The organism is Novosphingobium sp. IK01, from assembly GCF_033242265.1.
Lineage (GTDB): Bacteria > Pseudomonadota > Alphaproteobacteria > Sphingomonadales > Sphingomonadaceae > Novosphingobium > Novosphingobium pituita.
On sequence record NZ_BTFW01000001.1, the window covers coordinates 235,640 to 257,453 of the forward strand.

Here is a 21,814-nt window from a genome sequence, read left to right on the forward strand (position 1 = left end):
GGCATGGCGGGAGGCGCCAGTCTGCTCCCGAACCTCAGATCCTGAACCGGAGTTCGGCCAGAAACGTGCGCGGCTGGCCCGGAAAATGCCCGCTCTGCGCGCTGAAGCCCGAGGCCGCATAGACCTTGTCGAAGAGGTTGTTGACCTTGAGCAGCACCTCGGCAAACTTCAGGCGCTTGGTGATCGATGCGTCGAAGATCGCATAGGGACGCACCGTCTGTCCCGACAGGCTCAGGCGACGCGATACATATTCGCCGCCAAAGGCAAAGGCCGCGTCGATCGCGGGAACCTGATGGCGTGTCCAGAAGCCCAGCTTGTGCCGGGGGGCGTTGGCGAACTGGTTGCCGACGGCATTGGTGATCGACTGGCCCGGCGCGGTTCCCGTGATGCGGGTATCGTTGTAGCCATAGTTGGCGAGCAGGACCCAGTTGGGCGTAAGGTCGGTGGACAGGTCGATCTCGAAGCCCTTGCTGGTCACTTCGCCGACCGGGGCGAGCTGGTCGATGCCGTTGACCGGCGCCAGCGAGGGATCGACTTGCAGGATGTTGCGACGCACGATCCGGTAGAGGGCCAGATTGGCCTGAAGGCGGCCATTGAAGAGCTGGGACTTCACCCCGCCTTCGATCTGGTTGCCGGTGACGGGCGCGAAGGGGCCGCCTGCGTTGGCGTCCTGGCTGGCGGCGGTCTGTGGCTCGAAGCTTTGCGACCAGCTGAAATAGGTCGATATGTCGTGGCGGGGCTTGAAGATCAGGCCGCTGCGAAAGGTGATGTCGCTATCGGAGTAGGACGAGCGGGAACTGGCCGTCTGGCCGGTGCCGGTGGTCACGCTGTCTTCGAAGTGATCGTAGCGCACACCGCCCACCAGCAGCAGGGCCGGGGTCAGCGCGATCTGGTCCTGAAGGTAGATGCCGCGCCGTTTCGAGCGGGTGTCGGTGACCGTATAGGGCAACAGGGCCGCGCGCGCGGGATCGGAGGCCGATGTGCCATAGACCGGGTTGGACAGGCTGAGCGAGGTGACGCCCGCGCGCAGGATGCGCGAGTTCAGCACGCTCTTCTCGTTGTACCAGTCGGCACCGGCCTGAATCTTGTGTTCCATGCCCAGGATATCGAGCCGGGCGGTGGTGTTGGTCGAGAACGACAGGCCGTGCACGGGCCGGATCTGGTCGCGGAATTCGCGGCGGACGAGGTCGGGATTGTTCGGGGCCAGCCCGCGCGGCTCATGGTATTTCTGGACTTCGCGGGCGTTGAAATAGCGCACGCCCGCATCGAAGGTCACGCGCTTGCCGATGCTCGTCTGGTAGCGGGCCTGGTAGGCCTGGCTCTTGAGGTGGAGGAAATCGGTCCGCTCATTGGCATTCCAGGAAATGTCGGACAGGAAATGGCCGTCATCGTCGGTCAGCACCCCGCGCAGGCGATTGGCGCGCAGGTAGTTGTCGTAGATGGTGGCCTGAAGCGTCAGCTTGCCGCCCTCGTTGGTGCGGATGGCAATGCCGCCATCGGCGATCCGCGACTTGTTGCTCGTGTTGCGGCGATAGGGATCGGTCGCTTCGTAGAACCCGCCGAGGCGATAGGTGACGATGCCATTGGCGTCGATGGGGCCGGTTGCCTCGGCTGAAAGCCCGGCGCGGGCATAGGTGCCGCCGGTCAGAACCATGCGCAGGGCGCGCTTCTCTGATGGTGTTTTCGAGACATAGTTGATGATGCCGCCCGGCGAACCGGGGCCGAAGAACAGGCCTGCGGGGCCTTTGAGCACTTCGACGCGCTCGATGTTGAAGAGTTGCGGCACGGAAAAGCCGATGAACGGATTGCCGCGCTGTCCGTCGTAGAAGGACTGGTCCTGCCGGAACCCGCGGAAGGTGACCCCGGCATAGCTGAAGAAGCTGACCCCCGAAATATTGCGGTAGATATCGGTTGCATCGCGCGCGCCCTGATCGGCGAAGAGGTCGGAATTGATGACCTGGATCGCCTGGGGAATGTTCATGGGGTCCTCGACGGACTTGCCGACGGTCGTTTGCGTGGTGCGATAAAGGCGCTGGACGCGGCCGGTGACGAGGATGGTATTGGCCGGATCGCTTGCGTCATCCTCCGGTGCGGGGCTCTCCAGTGCGGGCGCGTCTTGGGCCAGGGCGGGTGAAGCGATGAGTGTGGCAGTGCTCAACAGGATGAACCGGAACGCAGACAAGAAAGCCCCCTTGACGATTTGATAATGAAATCGACTCGCAATAGCTATTTCGAAAGGGTGCTGCAAACGCGAAAATGGCAGGGCCGGCATTTACAGGCGGAGAAGTGCCTGAATGGTCCCGGATCACTCCTCAGGGAAGCAGGGTTGCAGGGCAGGGGGCGGCGTCCAATGCCGCCGGATCAGCCGTCCCTGAAGGTGCTGGTGGCCTGCCGGGCCATAGCCTGTGGCACGCGATTGGCGATCGCCACCGGGAATTGCCCCATGTTGCGCTCATCTTTGGCTTTTGACGGGTGAGGGGCGCCGGACATGGCACTGTTGAGCGTTGTCCGGTCCGGGTATTCCCCTTGCTGGCGCATGGCCGGGTCTTCGGGAATATACGCGCGTTCTTGAGCGGAATGATGCGCTACTATTTCGGGGGGGTGGTGGACGCACTAGGGCTCGAACCTAGGACCCGCTGATTAAGAGTCAGCTGCTCTACCAACTGAGCTATGCGTCCATACCTGCCTGGGGGCAAGTCCTGCCGGTCTGGTGAGCGCAGGCAGGGCCGGTGATGGTTACACCGGAAAGGATTTGGTGGACGCACTAGGGCTCGAACCTAGGACCCGCTGATTAAGAGTCAGCTGCTCTACCAACTGAGCTATGCGTCCGGGTTCCCGAGCGACCGTCGCCGCCCGGGAGCGGCCCCAATACTGATTTTTGAGGGTATGCCAAGCCCTAAAATGAACTTTTTCAGGCTTGATGTGCATTTTCTCAGGAAAGTCCGGTGGACGTCCGCCGGCTCCAGCGGTCGACCGCCATGATCGTGCCGATGCAGATCATGTTGGTCATCATCGAGGACCCGCCATGGCTCAGGAACGGCAGCGGGATGCCCACCACGGGCGCCAGCCCCATGACCATCATCATGTTGATGCAGGCATAGAAGAAGATCGTCGCGGTCATCCCGGCGGCCAGCAGGCGCGAGAAGCGGTCGGGCGCGCGCAGGGCGACCTTCAGGCCCCAGCGCAGCACGATGGCGAAGATCGCCAGCACGAAGAGGCCGCCCAGCATGCCCCATTCCTCGGCCATCGTGGCGAACACGAAGTCGGTGTGGGCCTCGGGCAGGTAGTCGAGATGACTTTGCGAGCCATGGCCAAAGCCCTTGCCCAGAAACCCGCCCGAGCCGATCGCGATCTTGGACTGGGTGATGTGATAGCCCGAGCCGAGCGGATCGCTTTCCGGGTCCATGAACACCAGCACGCGCTTGCGCTGGTAGTCGTGGAGGGCAAAAAAGAAGGCGAGGGGCGCCGCAATGGCCCCGGCTGCGCCCGCGCCCAGGAACCAGCGCAAGGGCAGCCCGGCCAGGAACATCACCACCACCGCGCCAAAGCAGATCGCCAGCGCGGTCCCCAGATCAGGCTGGAGCATCACGAAGGCCGCCGGAAAGCCCACGAGCCCGGCGGCGGGAACGATGGCCCGCCAGTTGCGCGTCTCGCCGATGGGCAACACGCTGTAAAACCATGAAAGCACCAGAACGATGCCCGGTTTCATCAGTTCGGAGGGCTGGAGCGTCATGAAGCCGAGGTTGAGCCAGCGCTGGCTGCCCCCGCCGATGCCCCCGATCAGTTCGACCAGCACGAGCAGGACGCACAAGGCGCCATAGAGCGGCAGGGCTGCACGCTTGAACCATTCGCGCGGCACGCGGGCGAGGACCATGGCCATGACCAGGAACACGCAGAAGCGTGCCACATGCATCAGCGCCCAGGGCTGGAAATGGCCGCCCGCCGCCGAATAGAGCACCGCGCCGCCAAAGTTGACGAGCAGCAGCAGCGGCAGGAGCACGCCCCAGGGCTGGCGGGCAAGGGCGGCGGGAATATAGGCGCGGCGCATCGCGGTCAAAGCCCCGGATTGGGAATGGAAGGGGCGATCGGGCCGCCGGCGCTGCCCGGCGGACCGGAGGGTACCGGGGGCGTCGTGGGCGAGGGGATCACGCCATTGGCATCGGGTTCGGGGGCGGGCGGGGCCGCGTCGGTCTGGGGGGCGGCGGGCTCGGGCGTCGGGCGGTTCTCGGCCTCGACAACCTTGCTGGCCTGTTCCTCGTCCGGCGCGCGCGGGGCGCTGGCGCCGAACTGGGCGGCAAAGCTGTTGTAGCGCGCGGCCATGCGCTGCTGGACGTTGCCGCCCCAGCCCTTTTCGAGTTCTTCGAGCGCAGCCATGGCCTTGGCCGGATCGAACAGATAGGTCATCACGTCGCGCGCGATCGGATAGGCGGAGGGCGAGCCGCCGCCATGCTCGATGGCCACCGCGCAGGCATAGCGCGGGTTGTCGAACGGGGCGAAGCAGATGAAGTGGCCGTGGTCGCGCCGCTTCCATTCCACGTTCTTGCCGTTGCCGTGCTGGAGGCCGACGACTTGCGCGGTGCCGGTCTTGCCCGCCATCTGGATGCCGGGGATGGGCAGGCGCGCGCGGCCCGCCGTGCCGCGCCCGTTGACCACTTCGTTCATGCCGGCATGGATGAGGTCGAGATGCTCCTTGGCAAACCCCATCGAGGGCGCCTTGGGGGGATGACGGTCGAGCAGGAGGCGCGGGGTGAGTTGAAGGCCCGAGGCGATGCGCGAGACCATCGTGGCCTGCTGCAAGGGGTTCACCAGCATGTAGCCCTGGCCGATGGTGGCGTTCACCGTGTCATAGATCGCCCATTCCTTGTGATATTTCCGCAGCTTCCACGCCGGATCGGGCACCGTGCCATAGGATTGCCCCGGATAGGGCATCGGGAATTCCTGGCCGAGCCCCAGCCGCCGCGCCATCGCGGCGATCTTGTCCATGCCGATTTGCTGGGCGAAGTGGTAGAAATAGACGTCGCACGACTGGTAGATGCCCTTGAGCATATCGGTCTGGCCATGGCCGTGGTGGTTCCAGCAGTGGAACACGCGGTTGCCCACGCGCAGGCCACCGGCGCAATTGACGCTGGCGTGCGGGTCGAGCCCGGCTTCGAGGAACGAGAGCGCGACAAGCGGCTTTACGGTAGAACCGGGCGGATAAAGACCGCGCAAGACCTTGTTTCTCAAGGGAACGTGATCGTCTTCGGACAGCATCTTCCATTCGATGCGGCCAATGCCGTCGGAGAAGCTGTTGGGATCGTAGCACGGCATCGAGACCATCGCGAGAATATCGCCGGTCTGGCAGTCCATCACCACGACCGAGCCGGATTCGAGCCCGATGCGCCGCGCGGCATAGTCTTGAAGCCCGCCCAGAATGGTGAGCTGGACGGGCTTGCCCGGCACGTCCTCGCGCGTGCCAAGATCGCGCACGACCCGGCCCGAAGCGGTCGCCTCGACCCGGCGCGCGCCCGGCACCCCGCGCAGGCGCGCCTCGAAGTGCTTTTCAAGACCATCCTTGCCGATCTTGAAGCCCGGCGTGATCAGCAGCGGGTTGCGCTCGCGCTCATAATCTTCCGCCGAGGCCGGGCCGACATAGCCGACCAGATGCCCGACCGAAGGCCCGGTGGGATAATAGCGCGAATAGCCGCGCTGGGGGATGACGCCGGGCATTTCGGGCAGGCGCACGCTGACGGCGGCGAACTTGTCCCAGTCGAGCTTGGCGGCGACTTCGACCGGCTGGAAACCGCGGGCCTTTTCCAGCTTGTCCTTGATGTCGCCGACCTTGTCTGCCGTCAGCCCGAGCAGCCCGGAGAGCCGGGTCAGCGTGGCATCGGCATCGACCAGCCGGTCGGGGATCACGTCGACACGGAAATCGGCGCGGTTGGAGGCGAGCGCCGCGCCATTGCGGTCAAGCACCCAGCCCCGGCGCGGGGGGATCAGCGAGAGGTTGACGCGGTTGCTCTCCGAGGCGGCCTTGTACTTGGCGTTCTCGAAGATCGAGAGATAGGCCAGGCGCGAGGCCAGCAGCACGCCCACCGTCGCCTGCCCCATGCCCAGCACGAACGTGCGCCGCTCGAAGCGGTCTGCAAGGATGGCCGAAGTGAGCGGGAGCTTCTGCTTCGTCTTCTTCATCACGTTACAGTCTCTTGAGCGGCAGCAGGCGCACGCGGTCGATGAGCGCCACGATCCGGGTGACCACCGGATGGAGCAGCACCGTGAGCAGCACTTGCGGACCCACGGTGAAGGGCAGGGGATAGCCGGTGGCAAGTCCGGCGAGGGCGGCGGTCAGCACGACATAGCCCGAGAGCAGGGCGGCGGCGGCGAGCCAGTCCTGGGCAAAGCCGCGCCACAGGAATTTCTCGTCGACCACGTCCATTACCAGCATCGTGAGCGACCACAGCACGATCCCCGTGCCGAACGGTTGCCCGCTGTAGAGATCGTCGAAGGCGCCGAGCGGCAGCCCGGCCCAGACCGGCAGCAGGCTCGGGCGCAGCAGGCGCCATGCCAGCAGCATCATGTAGCCCAGCGGCGGCAGCACGGGGGCCGAGGCGATGATCGGCGAGAAGGGGATCATCGAGGCCAGCATGATCGAAACCCACGGCAAGCCCTGCGCGAGGACCGGAGAGGGCCCGCGATTGAGCCTGCGCCGCGCGAGGTCTTCAACCGGCGCGGGCAGGATCGAGAAGGGTTTGGGGAGCGGCATGGGCGGTTCCGGGCCTTTGTTCCGGGCTTCTCAGGGCGCGTTGTCGTCGCCCGAAGGCACGGGTGGGGCGGCCTTCTGCGCGGCTTCGAGGGCGCCTTGCGCGCTGGCTTGCCATGCGGGCAGCACGACCACGAAATCCGCGTCGGACGGGTCGCTCGCCAGATGGCCGGTGGCGCCGTCGCGATGAGGCTGGGTGGCGACGGCCACGGGAATGCCCGGCGGATAGAGCCCGCCCGAACCCGAGGTCACGAAGACATCGCCCTTGCGGATCACCGCGACCCCGGTGTTGATCAGGCGAATGTCGATCTGGCCATTGGCGCCGCCCTGGACGAACGCGGTGAGCCCGTCCGAGGCGCGACGCACGGGCACCACGTTGTCGGGGTCGGTCACCAGCAGCACGCGCGCGGTGTCGGGCCCGGTCTCGATCACCCGGCCGATCAGCCCCCCGGCGGCGCGCACCGGCTGGCCGTTGCGCACGCCCTGCATGGAGCCTGCCGAGAGCACGGCAAAGCGGCGGGTGGAGGTGGAGGTCGATCCGATCAGGCGGGCGGCGGCAACCGGGCGGGATGCCGGATCGACGATGCCCAGCAGGGCCTTGAGCCGGGCGTTTTCCTGCGCGAGGGCGCGCATCGTCACCGCGTCGGCACGGGCGGCCTGAACCTCGCGGGTGAGGGCGGCGTTCTGGCGCCCGGCGTTGAAATAGGCGCCCACGGCGGCAAACAGGCCCTGGCTGGCATTGCGCGTCTGGGCCCCGGCCTGGCCGAGCGGGCGCGCGACCTCGCTGGCGGCGGTGCGGGCAAAGGCGAAGGCATCCGGGTTGAACAGCGACACGCCAAGCACGACGAGGCCGGCCACGACGCCCAGAACGGCGATCACGTAGCCGGTGAATATCCCGTATTGCGCCCTGCGCGAAAAGCCCGGGCGCCGGTCAGGCGACCGCGCCATGAAGTTCTACCCCCGAAGTGTGTCTTGTACCATAACGAACCCCAAGCCCGAAATACGATGAAGCCCGGCTGAACCACCGGGCTCCATGCGCATTCACGAACCGGGAAGAGGGGTCAGGCGGTCATCAGGACGCCGCGATAGATCGGGTCTTCCATCGCGCGGCCAGTGCCCAGCGCGACGCAGGAAAGCGGGTCTTCGGCCACGCTCACGGGCAGGCCGGTTTCCTCGCGCAGGTGTTCATCGAGGCCGCGGATCAGCGCGCCGCCACCGGTCAGCACGATGCCCTGGTCGACGATGTCGGCAGCCAGTTCGGGGGCGGTGTTTTCAAGCGCGATGCGCACGCCCTCGACAATCGCGCCGATCGGTTCGGACAGCGCCTCGGCGACATTCGCCTGGGTGATGGTGATTTCCTTGGGCACGCCGTTGACGAGGTCGCGGCCCTTGATGTGGATCGTCTCGCCCACGCCGTCTTCGGGCTGGGTGGCGATGCCGTATTCCTTCTTGATGCGCTCGGCGGTGGCTTCTCCAATGAGGAGGTTGTGGTGGCGACGCACGTAGCTCACGATGGCTTCGTCCATCTTGTCGCCGCCCACGCGGACCGAGGTGGTATAGGCAAGGCCGCGCAGCGAGAGCACGGCGACTTCGGTGGTGCCACCGCCAATGTCGACGACCATCGAGCCGACCGGCTCGGTCACGGGCATGTCGGCGCCAATGGCCGCGGCCATCGGTTCGAGGATCAGGTAGACCTGGCTGGCCCCGGCGTTGCTGGCCGCGTCACGGATCGCGCGGCGTTCGACCGAGGTCGAGCCCGAGGGCACGCAGATCACGATTTCCGGGTAGCGCAGCAGGCTCTTGGAGCCGTGCACCTTGCGGATGAAGTGCTTGATCATTTCCTCGGCCACTTCGATGTCGGCGATCACGCCGTCGCGAAGGGGGCGGATCGCCTCGATGTTGTCGGGGGTCTTGCCCATCATCATCTTGGCATCGTCGCCCACGGCCTTGACCTTCTTGATGCCGTTGAGCGTTTCGATGGCGACGACCGAGGGTTCGTTCAGAACGATGCCGCGATCCTGCACATAGACGAGGGTATTGGCCGTACCCAGGTCGATCGCAATGTTCTGGGAGCCGAACTTGAAGAATCGGGAAAACATCGAAGCCATCAGAAAATCCGTGTGATTCGCGCACAGTGCCACGCAGGGGTAGCCTATGCGCAAAAGTGAGCGCGCGGGGAAGGCGGCTCATTAGCGCAAGCGGGGGGCAAAACCCAATATATTGTGCATTGCGAACACTGGAAAACGCAGGGGCCCGTCTCGAAAAAGGGCGCATTCGTCGCTAGGTTGCCAAAATGACCGCTTCCAGCCCCTCCAGCCCGGCATCTTCGGGCGCGCCGCGAGTCATCCGGCGCCTGCCCGACACGCTGATCAACCGCATCGCGGCAGGCGAAGTGGTGGAGCGACCCGCCAGCGCGCTTAAGGAACTGGTCGAGAACGCGATCGACGCGGGCGCCTCGCAAATCTCGGTTCGTCTGGGCGAGGGCGGGCTCTCGCTGATCGAGGTGACCGACGATGGCTGCGGCATGCGGCCCGACGAAATCGCCCTCGCGCTCGAACGCCATGCCACCTCCAAGCTCCCCGACGAGGCCATCGAACTGGTCGAGACGCTGGGTTTCCGGGGCGAGGCGCTGCCCTCGATCGCCTCGGTCGCGCGGGTGACGATCGAAAGCCGCAGCCGGGCAACGGACGAAGCATGGCGGCGCGTGGTCGATCATGGCGCGCTCGCCAGCGAAGGCCCCGCCGCGCTCCCGCCCGGAACACGGGTGCGGGTCGAGGACCTGTTCGGCAAGATCCCGGCCCGGCGCAAGTTCCTGCGCAGTGCGCGCTCGGAATGGGCGGCCAGCCTCGATGTCGTGCGGCGCCTTGCCATGGCCCGGCCCGATCTGGGCTTCACCCTCGAACACGACGGGCGCCGCGCGCTCCATGTCCAGCCGGGGCAGACGCTGGCGGCCCGCGTGGCCCAGCTCGTCGCGCGCGAACTGGCCGACAATGCGGTGACGGTCGATCTCGAACGCGACGCCTATCACCTGATGGGGGTGGCGGGCCTGCCGACCTACAATCGCGGCGTGGCCGATCACCAGTACCTGTTCGTCAATGGCCGGCCGGTAAAGGACCGCCTGCTGATGGGGGCGGTGCGCGGCGCCTATGCCGACATGCTCGCGCGCGACCGCCATGCGGTGCTGGCCCTGTTCCTTCAGGTTCCCGCCGAGGAAGTCGACGTCAACGTCCACCCGGCCAAGACCGAAGTGCGCTTCCGCGACAGTGCGCTCGTGCGCGGGATAATCGTGACCGGCTTGCGGCAGGCGCTGGCGACCGGCGACCGGCGCTCGGCCCAGACGCCTGACGCAGGCGCGATGAAGGCCTGGCAGTCGGAACCGATTGCACCTGCTGCTCCTTTTTCTGTGCCTTATTCTGCCCCGGAGACCATGCAGGGCAGCATTTTTGCCCCCGCGCGCCCGGCAGGCTGGCCGTCATCTTCCGCCCCATGGCAACCGCCGCGCGTGAACGAGGCGGATCGCAAGGCTTCGGATGCGTGGCGCGGCTATGAAGCCGGGCTCATGGCCCCGCCGGTCGCCCGCGCCGAACCGGCGAGCGAGCCTGCCCCGGAAGCCGCGCAGCACCCGCTGGGTGTCGCGCGCGGGCAGGTCGCCAAGACCTACATCGTCGCCGAGGCGAGCGACGGCCTCGTCATCGTCGACCAGCATGCCGCGCATGAGCGCCTCGTCCTCGAACGCCTGCGCGCGGCGGGCGCGGGGGAGGGGGCAGCCCCGGCACAGGCCCTGCTCCTGCCCGAAGTGGTCGATCTCGACGAACCCTCGTGCGACCGGCTCGAAGACGCCGCGCCGCGCCTCGCCACCTTCGGCCTCGCGCTCGAACGCTTCGGTCCTGCGGCCATGCTCGTACGCTCGGTGCCCGCCGCGCTTGCCAAGGGCGATCCACAGGCTCTCGTGCGAGACGTGGCTGACGATCTGGCCAAGCACGGCGACGCACTGCTGCTGGGCGAAAAGCTCGACCTCGTGCTGGCCACGATGGCATGCCACGGTTCGGTCCGCGCCGGGCGCGTGCTTTCGGTGCCCGAAATGAATGCGCTCTTGCGCGAAATGGAGGCAACCCCGCGCTCGGGCCAGTGCAACCATGGCCGTCCGACGTGGGTGAAGCTCGCCCATGGCGATATCGAGAAGCTGTTCGGGCGCAAGTGACGCGCGCGACGAGACGGAGATTTTTGATGCGCGTCCTGTTCCTGCCGGTTCTGTCGCTTGGCCTGCTGTCTGCCGCCTGCTCGAAGGCGCCACGACAAAGCGATGAGCAGGCTGTCGCCCAGGTCGAGGCCGCACAGAACGAACGCGCCCCCGCGCGCGAAGTGGCGCCCGAGCCGATCCTCTATCCCGACATCATGCAAGGCAAGCTGATCGCGGCGGGATGCAATTTCGTCGCCGATGGCGGCGGCATGGGCGCGATCCTGATGGCGCAGGCCGACCGCGGGGTGATCAAGCTGGGCGGGCACCTCGTCGCGCTGGCGGCGGACAAGGGCAGTGCGCGGATGCCGCTGGGAAGCTGGTCGCACTATGTCGGGCGCGACTATGCGCTGACCTTCACGCGGATCGAGGGGGCCAGTGCGAGTGCCAGTGCCGGCACGCCCTTTGGTGGCAGCGTGCAGGCGCAGACATTTCGCGCGCAAGTGGTGATCAGCGATGCCGATGCCCGCGCGGTCTATGCGGCCAAGGGCGAGGCACAGTGCAAGTCGTCGTGATCCGGCAAAAGTACAAAATTTCTGTGAACCGGAGCGCAGGAAGCCAGTAAAACCGGCGGGTTCCCGGCATTTTCCCTGAAATGTGGCGCATTTACGCCGAGGTGCTGGCCGCAGGGCCAAGGCTTCTGGTCGTATTCGCGGTGGTCCCGGCGTGGACATCGGGCGCCTTGTCGCGCCAGTCAGCGCGTGGGGGCATCGTTTTAAGGAATATGCCAGATGGAAAAGGGCCAAATGAACAAGAGCCGGTTTGAAAAGGGCCAGTTTAAAAAGGGTCGCCACGTCGTTTTGCTTGCCGCGGCCCTGCCGATGCTTCTGGCTGGTTGCGCGACGACCGGTTCGGTCAAGCGGGCCCAGGCTGCGGCCGATCAGGCCCAGGCCCGCGCTGACGAAGGGCTGGGTGCGGCCCAGCGGGCGCAAGGGTCTGCCGATGCCGCCGCCGGGGCCGCGGCCCAGGCACAGGGCTCGGCCAACAATGCCATGACCGCCGCGCAAGGCGCGGGCGCGGCCGCCCAGACCGCCTCGATGGCGGCCCAGTCGGCAGGCGCGCGGGCCGATGCGCTCGAAGGCCGCCTGCGCCGCCTCGAACGCTGGAAGTGGGCGCGCACCCACCCGAAGAAGGCGGCCAAGCACCGCGCACACCATCATGCGGCGCATCACCCCAAGCCGCAGGGGCAGCCCCGTCCGATCACCGCCGATCAGACTTCGGCCCAGCAACACCTCTGAAGGCAAGTCTTCTTCGGGAAGGTGGGGAAAGAGGAACGGGCGCGCAGCATGGCTTGCGCGCCCGTTTTTCGGGTCTTGTGACCAGTTTGTGCGTTCAGCAGGCCGCGATCAGTCGGTCCCGTCGGGATCGCGCGTGGAAACCATCGCATTGCTCACCATCGTCAGCACGGCGACATCGTCCTGGTTGTAGACGCGGGTTTCGGCCCTGAAGATGCCCATTTCGGGGCGCGAGCGGCTGCGGCGCTTTTCGAGAACCTCTGTCTCGACGCGCAGGGTGTCGCCCGGATAGACCGGATGGCGCCAGCGCAATTCGTCGATCCCCGGCGAGCCGAGCCCCTGATGGCCGGTGCGTTCCTGCTCCTCGACGATCATCGCCATGGTCATCGCGCACGTGTGCCAGCCACTGGCGGCCAGACGCCCGAAATGGGTCTTGGCGGCTTCCTCGTCCGAAAGGTGGAAGGGTTGCGGGTCGTAGGCGCGGGCAAAGGCGACGACTTCGTCGCGACCGACAAGGCGGCTGCCGAACCGGCTCACCGCGCCCACTTCGAGGTCTTCGTAAAAGCGCATGGGGGCAAGGGTGTACCTTGCCCCGTCATTCGTCAACTGCGGATGCTGCGAATTCAGATATTCACACGTTGAACTTGAAGTGCATCACGTCGCCGTCCTTGACGACATATTCCTTGCCTTCCTGGCGCAGCTTGCCCGCGTCGCGCGCGGCAGCTTCCCCGCCAAGGCCCACGAAATCCTCGTAGGCGATGGTTTCGGCGCGGATGAAGCCGCGCTGCATGTCGGAGTGGATTTCCCCGGCGGCCTCGGGGGCCTTGGCGCCCTGATGGACGGTCCAGGCGCGGGCTTCCTTGGGGCCGACGGTGAAGAAGGTGAGCAGGTGGAGCAGCTCGTAGCCGGCGCGGATCACGCGGTTGAGGCCGGTTTCGGTCAGGCCCAGTTCGGCCAGGAACGCGAGGCGTTCCTCGGTGTCCATGCCGACCAGATCGGCCTCGATCGCTGCCGAGACGACCACGGCTTCGGCGCCTTCGGCCTTGGCTTTTTCAAACACGCGGGCCGAGAGGGCATTGCCATCGGCCGCGCTCTCTTCTTCCACGTTGCAGACATAGAGCACGGGCTTGGCGGTGAGGAGTTGGGCCTGCGCGAACAGGCGGGCTTCCTCGTCGTCTCTGGGCTGGGTCAGGCGGGCAGGCTTGCCCTCGCGCAGGAGGTCGAGCGCCTGGCCGAGCACCGAGGCCATGGCCTTGGCTTCCTTGTCGCCGCTGGTCGCCTTCTTGGCGGCGGCGGGGACGCGCTTTTCGAGGCTTTCGAGGTCGGCCAGCATCAGTTCGGTTTCGACCGTGTCGGCGTCGGACAGCGGATCGACCTTGTTGTCGACGTGCTGGATGTCGTCGTTTTCAAAGCAGCGCAGGACGTGGATGATCGCATCGACTTCGCGGATGTTGCCCAGGAACTGGTTGCCCAGCCCTTCGCCCTTCGAAGCCCCACGCACGAGCCCGGCGATGTCGACGAAGCCGAGCTGGGTGGGGATGATCTTCTGGCTGCCGGCGACCTTGGCCAGCGTGTCGAGGCGCGCGTCGGGCACGCCGACATTGCCCACGTTGGGTTCGATCGTGCAGAACGGATAGTTGGCGGCTTGCGCCGCCTGCGTCTCGGTCAGCGCGTTGAACAGCGTCGACTTGCCGACATTGGGAAGGCCGACGATCCCGCAACGAAAACCCATCTTCGTGTCCTTGGCTTGGCGGCCCTGCTTCGATGGGCCCATGCATGGGGGCTGGCGATGGTGGCTGGCGCGCGCGAGGTCAAGGGGGCAGCAGGGGGCGATGGTGGGGTTTTGCCGGTGGAATCGCGAATCTTCATCGAAGTTTCAGTCCTTCGTGTCAGGATGGCAGGGATGACGCGTGCGATTTTTCTGTTGGCGATGCCGCCGCTGGCGCTTCTGGCGGCCTGTTCACCAGATCCGGCGGCCCATGCGGCGCGGGCACGCGCGGCGTTCGGGGCGCAGGATTACGCAACGGTTCGGGTCGAGGCGCTGGCCGCGCTCGATTCCGGGAAATTGCCCGCCGATCAGGGCCGCGCGCTTTTGCGCATGCTTGCCCGTGCGCAGTTGCGTCTGGGCGATGGCGATGGCGCACAGGCCACGCTTGCCCGTCTGGAGGACGCCGGCGAGACGGGCAGCGACATGACCCGGATGCGCGCCGAGGCGGCTCTTCTGCGTGGGCTGCCGCGCCAGACGCTTTCGCTGCTGGGCCGAAGCCACGATGTCGATGCCTGGCGCCTGCGCGCCGCCGCACAGCAGGCGCTGGGCGACAGTGCGAAGGCGCTGGAGGCCTTTCGGGCCGGGATGGCGGCGGGGGGCAATTTCGAGCTGGCGCGTGACTATGCCCGCTTCCTGATCGCGGCAGAGGATTTTGCCGGGGCGCAGGGGGCGCTGGCGATGATGCAGCGCTGGCAACCCGACGGGATCGACACCCTGATGGTCGAGGGACAGTTGCGCGTGCGCGAAGGCCAGCTCGACGCTGCCACGCGCGCCTATGACCGGGCCATTGCAAAGTACCCGCGCCGGATCGAGCCGCTGATCGAGCGGGCCAATCTGGCCGACATGCAGAACCAGCTCGACCGGGCGATCGACCTGATCGGCAAGGCGGCGGTGCTTGCGCCGGGCGATCCGCGCGTGCTCGACCTGCAAGTCCAGTTTGCCAGCGAGAAGGGCGACTGGGAAAAAGTGCGCCAGTTGCTTGGGCCCCACGAGATCGACCTCGATCCGCGCACGCCCAACGGGCTGACCTATGCTGAGGCGCTGCTTCGGCTCGACCATCCCGAGCAGGCGCGGGTGATGTTTGCGCGCGCACTGCTGCTCTCGCCGCAGAACCCCTATTCGCGCATGATGCTGGCCGAGGCGCAACTGGCGACGGGCGATGCGGAGACGGCCTTGCGCACGATCCGTCCCCTTTCGGATTCGCTGCTGGCCGGGCAGCGCGAGCTGGACCTGGCCTTGCGCGCGGCGCGCGCGGCGGGCGATCCGATGGCCGATACCCTGGCTGCGCGGCTTCAATCGGCCCAGCTCAAGCGTGACGAAGGCCTTGCCGGGGCGGCGCAGGCCGCGATGGCTCGGCGCGACTGGCCCGCCGCGATTGCGGCCTATTCGGCGCTGCTGGGCGATGGCAGTGATGCCGAAGTGCTCAAACGGCTGGCGGTGGCCTGTTCGAATGCGGGGCGCCATGCCGAGGCCATCGCCTATGCCGACCGTGCCTTGCTGATCAGTCCGCGTGACCCGGACATGCTGCATATGGCGGGCCTCGCGCGGCTCAATGCCGGGCAGGATCTCGACACGGCGCGGCGCCTGCTGGCCCGTGCGAGCGAGGCCGATCCGGCCAACCGCCTGTTCCGCGCCGATCTGGCGCGTGGCGAAGTCGCCACGCGATAAGCGCGGCTGCGCGGAAAACAAATAAGTGCGGCTGGCCGGAAAACAAAAACGCCGCCCGGACCAGACCCGGACGGCGTTTTCGCATGGCGGCCTCAAGGCGAGGCCGAAAATCAGGGCTTAGCGTCGGCGGCGGCGCACGAAAGCGAGGCCGACGATGCCAGCACCCATCAGGCCGAGCATGCCCGGTTCGGGAACGGCGGTGCCACCGGTCGACGAAGAAGTGGTGGTGCCGCCCGAGGTCGACGAGGTGGTGGTGCCACCCGAAGTCGACGACGTGGTCGTGCCACCCGAGGTCGAGGAGGTGGTGGTCCCGCCCGAGGTCGACGAGGTGGTCGAGGACGAGGTGGTGGTGCCGCCCGAAGTCGACGAGGTCGACGACGAGCTGGTGCTGCCGCACATCGATGCACCGGCCGAGTGGCCGCAGTTGCAATAGTGGGTGTGCCAGAAAGTGGCGTGCGCGGGCGCGGCGGCAACCGTGGTGGTCAGCGCGGCGGCGAGAATGGCAATCGAACGCTTCATGATCTGTCCCCTGTTGGCGATGTGGTTGATAGTCATGGAAGCAAAAGCAGTGCCAAGTGCGGAATTGCGCGCATTACGGTGGTTAACGGCTCCTTGCCCAAGGGCAGGGTGTAAGCTGTGCCGACGCTTTTGGGCGTAAAAAGCGTTAACCTTTGCAAGGAGATGGCTTTTTTGTCCGGGGGCCGGGCTCAGTCCTGCTGGCGCAGCGCAACGTCGTTCATAAAGCGGGTATCCTCGTGGCGGGCGAGGCGTTCGGCCTCGGCGCCCACCGCGCCCAGCATCGTGATCAGGTCGTCCTGCTCGGCCTTGGCGAAGGGGGCGAGGACATAGCCGGTCACGCGGTCCTTGTGGCCGGGGTGGCCGATGCCCAGCCGGATGCGGCGGAAATCGGGGCCGCAGTGCTGGTCGATCGAGCGCAGGCCATTGTGCCCGGCATGGCCGCCGCCCTGCTTCACCTTGACCTTGAAGGGCGCGATGTCGAGTTCGTCGTGGAACACGGTGAGCGCATCGGTCCCGAGCTTGTAGAAGCGCAGCGCCTCGCCCACGGCGCGGCCGCTCTCGTTCATGAAGGTGGCGGGCTTGAGCAGGATGATCTTTTCGGTACCCAGTCGCCCTTCCTGGACCCAGCCCTGGAACTTCTTCTGGACGGGGCCGAAGCAGTGCATGTCGGCGATGGTGTCGAGCGCCATGAAGCCCACGTTGTGGCGGTGAAGGGCATATTGCGGGCCCGGATTGCCCAGACCGACCCAGACTTGCATGGGCGAAACCTTCCTTGGTGCGTTCGTGAGGATGGGGTGCGGGAGGGCCTTTGCCCCGTTCGCGGCCAAAAAAGAACCCCTCCTGTGGTCAGGAGGGGTTCTTTTGAATGCTCACCTGTCCAAACGGGTTGGACGGGGAAGGGCTGATCGGATCGGATCAGCCTTCCTTGGTGGTGTCGCCTTCTTCGCTCTTGAGCGCCGAGGGAGCGACGATCGTGGCGATGGTGAAGTCGCGGTCGGTGATGGCCGAACGCGCGCCAGCCGGAAGGGCGACGTGGCTGATGTGGATCGAGGCGCCCACTTCGAGGCCGGTCACGTCGATCACGATGTCATCGGGGATGGCATCGGCGACGCAGATCAGTTCGAGTTCGTGACGCACGATGTTGAGCACGCCACCCTTCTTGAGGCCCGGCGAGGCTTCTTCGTTCTGGAACACGACGGGCACGTTCACGTGCACTTCGGCGTTCGCAGCCAGACGCAGGAAGTCGGCGTGCTGGGGGCGGTCGTTGACGGCGTGGAAGGCCACGTCCTTGGGCAGGGTGCGGACGGTTTCGCCGCCGATCGTCAGTTCGACGATCGAGTTGAAGAAGTGGCCGGTGCCCAGCGCGCGGGCCAGAGCCTTTTCTTCAAGATGGATGGCAACCGGTTCCTGGTTGCCGCCATAGATCACGGCGGGGGTGCGGCCGTCGCGGCGCAGGGCACGGGAGGCTCCCTTGCCAGCCCGTTCGCGCAGTTCGGCCGACAGGGTCAGCGTCTCGCTCATGTTGAATACCTTCCAGTTGGAAATTCTGTTGATGCTCCGCTGCCACGCCTCCAGGGATGACCATGACAGGGAAGCGGCGGCCCTTAGCGGATCGGGCCGAAAATGCAAGTCCGCAGGTGCGCAGGGGCGGAAATCAGGCGCTACTGTATGCGCCGCACCTGCCAGCCCTTGCTCTGGAGCAGGGTGGGCAACCCGTCGCTGCCCGAGACGTGGGCTGCGCCCACCGCGATGAACGGGGTGGCTCCGTCCTTGAGCATCGCATCGATCTTGCCCGCCCAGGCCGCGTTGCGCCCTGTCAGCAGGGCCTGATGGAGTTGGGGGTCGGCGAGGAAACCGGTCTGGCTTTCGCGCGCGATGCCCAGATCGTCGCCGCGCAGCCAGAGCTTGACCATGTCGGCGTCGTCGTCGCGTTCGTCGGCGGTTTCGACCGCGATCTGTTCGAGCAGGGTCTGCTGGGCGCGGGGCGGGAGCGAATCGAAGATGCCGAACTGTCCGTCGAGCGTTTCGAGGCCTTCGACCGGCTTGTCGCCGATCAGCTTGCGCAATTGCGGCTCGACCCCGCTCGCCGGGTCCATGCCGTCCTTCTGGCCGCCGATGGCCGCGATCTGGAGGGCGACGGCCCAGGATTCCTCGTTCTCGAACTGCGCGTCGGTGAGGTGGAGGGTCTTGTAGGCCTTGGCCAGCGCGTCGCGGTACTTCATCGCCACGCGCCGGGAGGGCGGGGGCAGGCCGGGGGTATAGGCCAGCCGCGCCAGCGCCACGCCCGCCACATTGCCATCGAGCGGCTGGGCGATTTCGAGCACGAGGCGGTCCGATGCCGCCAGTGCGTGGTCGATGGCCGGGCGGCGCCAGGCCAGGCCAGCGGGCAGGGCATGGACGGTGCCCAGCATCCATCCGCGCGGGCCCGAGGTATCCGAAATTTCCCAGAGCGCCACGCGCGCAGGCAGCGGGGCGGGGGCGGGCTTGTGGCAGGCCACCAGCAGGCAGGCGGCCATCAGGGCGCACAAATTGCGCGAAAGCGTGCGGGGGAGGGAAAGTTTGAACATGGCGTGTGTCCCATGCACAGGACGGGCCGGGTTGGGAAGTCCTCTCCGGTAAGGCTTTCGTCCCCAAGTCTTCGTCATGCGCGCCTTGCGGGCGGTTGATTTGCGTCGCGCCATCGGCCATGGGCAACCAGACCATGGCCGACACTGTATCAAAGCCGCTCAGCTTGCAGGACATGATCCTGCGTCTCCATGCCTATTGGAGCGAGAAGGGGTGCCTCGTGCTCCAGCCCTACGACATGCGCGTGGGTGCCGGTACGTTCCACCCGGCCACGACCTTGCGGTCGCTCGGTCCCGAGCCGTGGAATGCGGCCTATGTGCAGCCCAGCCGTCGCCCGACCGATGGTCGCTATGGCGAAAACCCCAATCGCCTCCAGCACTACTACCAGTATCAGGTCATCATGAAGCCGAGCCCGGCGGACATGCAGGACCTCTATCTCAACAGCCTGTTCGCCATCGGCATCGACCCGTTGCAGCACGACATCCGCTTCGTGGAAGACGACTGGGAATCGCCGACGCTGGGCGCCTGGGGTCTGGGCTGGGAAGTCTGGTGCGACGGCATGGAGGTGACGCAGTTCACCTATTTCCAGCAGATGGGCGGCTATGACTGCAAGCCGGTCGCGGGCGAGCTGACCTATGGCCTCGAACGTCTGGCGATGTACATCCAGGGCGTCGATAACGTCTACGATCTGGCCTACAACAGCCATGGCGTGACCTATGGGCAGGTCTTCCTCGAAAACGAGCGGCAGATGTCGAAGTGGAACTTCGAGATCGCCAATACCGATGCCTTGTTCGACCTGTTCCGCAAGGCGACCGAGGAATGCCAGAACTGCCTTGAGGCCAAGCTGCCGATCCCGGCCTATGAGCAGGCGATCGAGGCCAGCCACGTCTTCAACCTGCTTCAGGCCCGCGGGGTGATCTCGGTTCAGGAGCGCGCGAGTTACATGGGCCGCGTGCGCGATCTCGCGCGCGGGTCCGCCGAAGCCTACATGGAAAAGTTCAAGGACGAATGGGCGCAGAAGTATCCGGGGTGGAGCGCATGAGCATGACCGCAGACTTTCTGCTCGAACTGCGCTCGGAAGAAATCCCCGCACGGATGCAGGCTGGTGCCCGTGCCGATCTGGAAAAGCTTTTCGTCAAGGAACTCGCCGCCGCAGGGCTCAAGGCCGGTTCGATCACCGTGTGGTCGACGCCGCGCCGTCTGGCGCTGATCGCGCGCGATCTTCCGCTCGCCACGCAGGCTGTGCGCGAGGAAGTGAAGGGGCCGCGCGCCTCCGCGCCGCCCCAGGCGCTCGAAGGCTTCCTGCGCAAGACGGGCCTGTCGCGTGAAGACCTCACCGAACGCGACGGCGTGCTGTTTGCCGTGACCGAGAAGCCGGGCCGTGAAACCGCCGCGGTTCTGGCCGAAGCGATCCCCGCCATCGTGCGCGCGTTCCCCTGGCCCAAGTCGCAGCGCTGGGGCGCGGCCTCGTTCAGCCCGGAATCCTTGCGGTGGGTGCGTCCGCTCTCGGGCATCATCGCTATTCTGGGCCAGACCCCGATCGACCTCGAAGTGGGGGGCGTGCGTTCGGGAACGGTCACGCGCGGCCACCGTTTTCATCATCATGGCGATATCACGATCACCGATGCGGCGATGTACGCGGCGGCCCTGCGTGAGGCTTTCGTGATCGTCGATCATGCCGAGCGCGAGGCACTGGTCCGTGACAAGGCGCGCGCTGCCGCGCAGGATGCCGGCCTCGTGCTGGTCGACGATGAAGGCTTGGTGATCGAGAATGCGGGGCTCACCGAATGGCCGGTCCCGCTGCTGGGCCGCTTCGACGAGGCCTTCCTCGACGTTCCTGCCGAGACGATCCAGCTGACCGCCCGCGTCAACCAGAAGTATTTCATCTGCCGCGATGCGGGCGGCAAGCTCGCCAATGCTTTCGTGTGCACCGCCAATATCGCGGCGACCGATGGCGGCGCGGCGATCGTAGCGGGCAACCAGAAGGTTCTGGCCGCGCGCCTGTCCGACGCCCGCTTCTTCTGGGAGCAGGACAAGAAGGTGCCGCTGGCCGTTCAGGCACAAAAGCTGGGCCGGATCACCTTCCACGAAAAGCTGGGCACGCTGGCCGACAAGGTTGCCCGCGTGGCAGACCTTGCCGAATGGCTCGCCCGCGAAGGCGTGGTGCCCGGCGCCGATCCGGCGCAGGCGCGTCTGGCCGCCGAACTGTGCAAGGCCGATCTGGTCACCGACATGGTCGGGGAATTCCCGGAATTGCAAGGCCTTATGGGCGGTTATTACGCCCGCGCCGAAGGTCTGCCCGATGCCGTCGCCGATGCGATCCGCGATCACTACAAGCCGGTCGGCCAGGGCGACGACGTGCCTCACGCGCCGGTTTCGGTCTGTGTGGCGCTGGCCGACAAGCTCGATACCCTGCGTGGCTTCTTCGCCATCGATGAAAAGCCCACCGGCTCGAAGGACCCCTTCGCGCTGCGTCGTGCGGCGCTGGGCGTCATTCGCCTGATCACCGAGAACGGGTTGCGTTTCGAGGTGGCCGAGGGCGATCTGTTGGCTTTCTTTGCCGACCGTCTGAAGGTGCAGCAGCGCGAGGCGGGCGTGCGCCACGACCTGATCGACGCGGTCTTTGCGCTGGGGGGTGAGAGCGATCTCGTGCGCCTGCTGGCCCGTGTCGCCGCGCTTCAGGCTTTCGTTGCTACGGAAGACGGCGCCAACCTGATCGCGGGCTACAAGCGTGCGGCCAATATCCTCAAGAAGGAAGCGCCTGCTGCCGGCGAACCGGCGCTGGTTGCTCCTGCCGCGCTCGGCTACGAGCCTGAAACGGCTGAAGCGGCGCTGATGGCGGCAGTCGCTGCTGTCGGCCCGCAAGTCGATGCGGCGCTTGTCCATGAAGACTTTACTGGCGCGATGGCGGCACTTGCCTTGTTGCGCGCGCCGATCGATGCGTTTTTCGACAGCGTTACGGTTAACGACACGCAGTCTGAAAAACGAAGCAATCGCTTGGCACTGCTTGACCAATTCCGTGCTGCGGTGCACAAAGTTGCGGACTTTTCGCGGATCGAGGGTTGAGCCCTCGATCCACCTTC

At 66.3% G+C, this 21,814-nt stretch carries 19 protein-coding genes and 2 tRNA genes; 6 read left to right on the forward strand and 15 right to left on the reverse strand.

The genetic code is table 11. From position 1 onward, the window contains the following. Nucleotides 1-34: 34 nt before the first annotated feature. The 9 genes from SBI20_RS01030 to SBI20_RS01070 form a co-directional block, all read right to left on the reverse strand. Nucleotides 35-2,158, reverse strand: a complete 2,124-nt coding sequence (locus SBI20_RS01030; protein WP_317973283.1) for a TonB-dependent siderophore receptor — start codon at nucleotides 2,156-2,158, stop codon at nucleotides 35-37. A gap of 203 nt (nucleotides 2,159-2,361) precedes the next feature. Continuing rightward, complete coding sequence (locus SBI20_RS01035) at nucleotides 2,362-2,538, reverse strand: hypothetical protein (protein ID WP_317973284.1); 177 nt, start codon at nucleotides 2,536-2,538, stop codon at nucleotides 2,362-2,364. Between the two features lie 64 nt (nucleotides 2,539-2,602). Beyond that, a tRNA-Lys gene (locus SBI20_RS01040) sits at nucleotides 2,603-2,678 on the reverse strand. A 75-nt stretch (nucleotides 2,679-2,753) separates the two neighbouring features. Next, nucleotides 2,754-2,829, reverse strand: a tRNA-Lys gene (locus tag SBI20_RS01045). Between the two features lie 103 nt (nucleotides 2,830-2,932). Beyond that, nucleotides 2,933-4,048 (reverse strand): rod shape-determining protein RodA, encoded by a 1,116-nt coding sequence (rodA, locus tag SBI20_RS01050; protein ID WP_317973285.1) that lies wholly within the window; start codon nucleotides 4,046-4,048, stop codon nucleotides 2,933-2,935. 5 nt (nucleotides 4,049-4,053) lie between these two features. Continuing rightward, nucleotides 4,054-6,171 (reverse strand): penicillin-binding protein 2, encoded by a 2,118-nt coding sequence (gene mrdA / locus SBI20_RS01055; protein ID WP_317973286.1) that lies wholly within the window; start codon nucleotides 6,169-6,171, stop codon nucleotides 4,054-4,056. A gap of 4 nt (nucleotides 6,172-6,175) precedes the next feature. After that, complete coding sequence (locus tag SBI20_RS01060; protein ID WP_317973287.1) at nucleotides 6,176-6,742, reverse strand: rod shape-determining protein MreD; 567 nt, start codon at nucleotides 6,740-6,742, stop codon at nucleotides 6,176-6,178. Nucleotides 6,743-6,772: 30 nt separating this feature from the next. Continuing rightward, nucleotides 6,773-7,687 (reverse strand): rod shape-determining protein MreC, encoded by a 915-nt coding sequence (mreC, locus tag SBI20_RS01065; protein WP_317973288.1) that lies wholly within the window; start codon nucleotides 7,685-7,687, stop codon nucleotides 6,773-6,775. Nucleotides 7,688-7,800: 113 nt separating this feature from the next. Continuing rightward, nucleotides 7,801-8,847, reverse strand: a complete 1,047-nt coding sequence (locus tag SBI20_RS01070; protein ID WP_317973289.1) for a rod shape-determining protein — start codon at nucleotides 8,845-8,847, stop codon at nucleotides 7,801-7,803. Nucleotides 8,848-9,032: 185 nt separating this feature from the next. Here SBI20_RS01070 and mutL point away from each other — a divergent pair, with 185 nt between their 5' ends. From mutL to SBI20_RS01085, 3 genes are all read left to right on the forward strand, one after another. Then, nucleotides 9,033-10,940 carry a DNA mismatch repair endonuclease MutL gene (mutL, locus tag SBI20_RS01075; protein ID WP_317973290.1) on the forward strand — a complete coding sequence of 636 codons (1,908 nt, stop codon included), beginning with the start codon at nucleotides 9,033-9,035 and terminating at the stop codon, nucleotides 10,938-10,940. Nucleotides 10,941-10,966: 26 nt separating this feature from the next. Then, nucleotides 10,967-11,491: a hypothetical protein gene (locus SBI20_RS01080; protein ID WP_317973291.1), complete on the forward strand. Its 525-nt coding sequence runs from the start codon at nucleotides 10,967-10,969 to the stop codon at nucleotides 11,489-11,491. 216 nt (nucleotides 11,492-11,707) lie between these two features. Further along, the gene (locus SBI20_RS01085) at nucleotides 11,708-12,214 is read left to right on the forward strand and encodes a hypothetical protein (RefSeq protein WP_317973292.1); all 507 of its coding nucleotides are present in this window, start codon (nucleotides 11,708-11,710) and stop codon (nucleotides 12,212-12,214) included. A gap of 108 nt (nucleotides 12,215-12,322) precedes the next feature. Here SBI20_RS01085 and SBI20_RS01090 read toward each other — a convergent pair whose 3' ends face one another. Further along, nucleotides 12,323-12,781 carry a MaoC family dehydratase gene (locus tag SBI20_RS01090; protein ID WP_317973293.1) on the reverse strand — a complete coding sequence of 153 codons (459 nt, stop codon included), beginning with the start codon at nucleotides 12,779-12,781 and terminating at the stop codon, nucleotides 12,323-12,325. Nucleotides 12,782-12,842: 61 nt separating this feature from the next. After that, nucleotides 12,843-13,943, reverse strand: coding sequence for a redox-regulated ATPase YchF (ychF, locus tag SBI20_RS01095; protein WP_317973294.1), 1,101 nt, complete (start codon nucleotides 13,941-13,943; stop codon nucleotides 12,843-12,845). A gap of 171 nt (nucleotides 13,944-14,114) precedes the next feature. On the opposite strand from ychF, the gene SBI20_RS01100 reads away from it, so the two are divergent. Continuing rightward, nucleotides 14,115-15,647: a tetratricopeptide repeat protein gene (locus SBI20_RS01100; protein ID WP_317973295.1), complete on the forward strand. Its 1,533-nt coding sequence runs from the start codon at nucleotides 14,115-14,117 to the stop codon at nucleotides 15,645-15,647. A gap of 117 nt (nucleotides 15,648-15,764) precedes the next feature. On the opposite strand, the gene SBI20_RS01105 is transcribed toward SBI20_RS01100, so the two are convergent. From SBI20_RS01105 to SBI20_RS01120, 4 genes are all read right to left on the reverse strand, one after another. After that, entirely contained in the window at nucleotides 15,765-16,166 is a 402-nt protein-coding gene (locus SBI20_RS01105; RefSeq protein WP_317973296.1) for a PEP-CTERM sorting domain-containing protein, read from the reverse strand. 188 nt (nucleotides 16,167-16,354) lie between these two features. Beyond that, nucleotides 16,355-16,924, reverse strand: coding sequence for an aminoacyl-tRNA hydrolase (gene pth / locus SBI20_RS01110; RefSeq protein ID WP_317973297.1), 570 nt, complete (start codon nucleotides 16,922-16,924; stop codon nucleotides 16,355-16,357). Nucleotides 16,925-17,081: 157 nt separating this feature from the next. After that, nucleotides 17,082-17,687, reverse strand: a complete 606-nt coding sequence (locus SBI20_RS01115; protein ID WP_317973298.1) for a 50S ribosomal protein L25/general stress protein Ctc — start codon at nucleotides 17,685-17,687, stop codon at nucleotides 17,082-17,084. Between the two features lie 140 nt (nucleotides 17,688-17,827). Continuing rightward, nucleotides 17,828-18,733, reverse strand: a complete 906-nt coding sequence (locus SBI20_RS01120) for a TraB/GumN family protein (protein WP_317973299.1) — start codon at nucleotides 18,731-18,733, stop codon at nucleotides 17,828-17,830. A 134-nt stretch (nucleotides 18,734-18,867) separates the two neighbouring features. Between SBI20_RS01120 and SBI20_RS01125 the strand changes: the two genes are divergently transcribed. Continuing rightward, nucleotides 18,868-19,773 (forward strand): glycine--tRNA ligase subunit alpha, encoded by a 906-nt coding sequence (locus tag SBI20_RS01125; protein ID WP_317973300.1) that lies wholly within the window; start codon nucleotides 18,868-18,870, stop codon nucleotides 19,771-19,773. Nucleotides 19,774-19,775: 2 nt separating this feature from the next. Further along, complete coding sequence (gene glyS / locus SBI20_RS01130) at nucleotides 19,776-21,797, forward strand: glycine--tRNA ligase subunit beta (RefSeq protein WP_317973301.1); 2,022 nt, start codon at nucleotides 19,776-19,778, stop codon at nucleotides 21,795-21,797. Nucleotides 21,798-21,814: the final 17 nt, after the last annotated feature.